We start from the raw sequence: 1,756 nt of genomic DNA on the forward strand, positions 1-1,756 counted from the left end.
GCCATCGGGAAGGTCCGCGAGTTCGCGGCTCAGCCGAGGGTACCGGCGCCGAAGGTGCCGTCGTTGAGGACCGAACGGTTCTCGAGGAGGCCGTACTGCAGGAAGTGCTGCATCGGGTCGATCCCGGCCTGGCCGACGTCGCTGTTCACCGCGAGGTAGGTCGAGGTGTCGAAATCCCGGGCCGGATCGCGCCCCTCCTTCCAGCCGTAGGTGTCGTAGTGGTTCAAGGGGTTCACCCCGGCCGCCGCGACGTCGCCGTAAGCGGCGAGATACCCCTTGGTGTCGAACACCGCGTTCGGGTCCCGGCCTTCCTTCCAACCATAGGTGTCGTAGTGCTGGCTGGCGAAGGCGAAGATGTCGCCGCCGGCGACCGTGGCGGCCTGAGCCACGTCCGCGTTGGCCAGTAGGTAGAATTCGGGATCGAAACCGCCCTTGATGTTGGCCGTGAACCCGACCGCGTCGAAGATCGCGCGGCCTTCCGCCTGGCCGTACTCGATGTAGTGGGTCAGCGGGTCGATGCCGGCCGCCTTCACGTCGCTGTTGCGGGCGAGATAGAACTGCGTGTCGAAACCGGCGCTCGGATCGCGGCCCTCCTTCCAGCCGTAGGTGTCGTAGTGGGTCAGCGGGTTCTGCTTGGCCTGCGCGACATCCGTGTAGGTGGCGAGATAGCCCTTGGTGGAGAAGAAGGCGTTCGGGTCGCGTCCCTCGCTCGCGCCGTAGGCGGCGTAGTGCGCATCCGCGTCCTGGCCGGCGGCGAGCACGTCCTTGTTCCGGGCGAGGTAGAACAGGTCGTCCACCAGGCGGTTGCCGTCGGCGAGATCGATCGTCACGTCCGAGAACTGGATGCGCTCGAAGCCGTTGATGGCGTCGCGCCCTTCCGGGCCGGAGACGATCGTGAAATTGCCCTCCTGCCAGACCTGCGCGTCGGCAAGCTTCGTGGCGAAGATCAGGGTGTCGCTTTGCGTGGCGCCGCCCGGGCCGGCGCCCCCGGTGAGGATGTCGTCCCCGGCGCTGTTGTAGACGATGTCGTCGCCCGCCCCGCCGTTGAGGATGTCGCTGAAGGCCGTGCCCCGCAGGGTATCGGCCTCGGGCGTGCCGTTCTTGAGGACGCCGCGCTGGAGCACGGTGTCGGTCCGGGCCGCGAGGTTCTGGATGCGCAGGTCGCCGGCCGGCCCGGTATCGGCGGTGCCGTAGGGCGTCGTGGCGTGGAAGGCCTTGAGGTATTCGGCCAGCGCGTCCTGCTCGGAGCCCTTGGCCGCGAAGGTCTCGGTGTCGGGGAGCGAGACCGGGGCGGCGTCGCGGAGCGCGATCTTGTTCTCGCCGTAGGCCGGGAAGGGGTAGTTGTCGCCGCCCAAGCCCGGCGCCGCGGCGGTGCCGGTGGCGAGGAAGTCGAGGGTCACGACCTTGATGGCGCGGTTGGCGTCGCCCACGAGTTGGCCGTTCTGCACCAGGGTGTCGAGGACGCGGCCGTTTTCGTCGATGATCGCCGCGTTGAGAATGCGCTGGCCCTCGCGGGTGACGTTGCCGTTCGCGTCGAGGGTCTGGGACTGCCTCGAAGCGTCGAAGCTGTAGGAGATTCCGCCGACCTGGGCGAACTGGCCCGGGGTGGCGCCGGGTGCCACCGCGGCGACCCCGTGTTCGAGAACCCGCTCGAGTTCGGAGGCGGTGACTGTGACGACCGCGAGGTTGTTGTTGAAGCGCAGCGAATTGGTGACGTCGAGCTGCGAGATGTCGCCGGCCTGCTTGCCGGCCGAGG

Annotated in this window: 1 protein-coding gene; it reads right to left on the reverse strand. The window is 68.3% G+C overall.

Annotation, left to right across the window (positions count from 1 at the left end; translation table 11 throughout):
* Positions 1 to 29 precede the first annotated feature (29 nt).
* Positions 30 to 1,756, reverse strand: a 1,727-nt coding sequence (locus K2X24_RS24135) for a 5'-nucleotidase C-terminal domain-containing protein (protein ID WP_292501908.1), incomplete at its 5' end; no start/stop codon positions are given.

It is taken from the genome of Methylobacterium sp. (genome assembly GCF_019750675.1).
Lineage (GTDB): Bacteria > Pseudomonadota > Alphaproteobacteria > Rhizobiales > Beijerinckiaceae > Methylobacterium.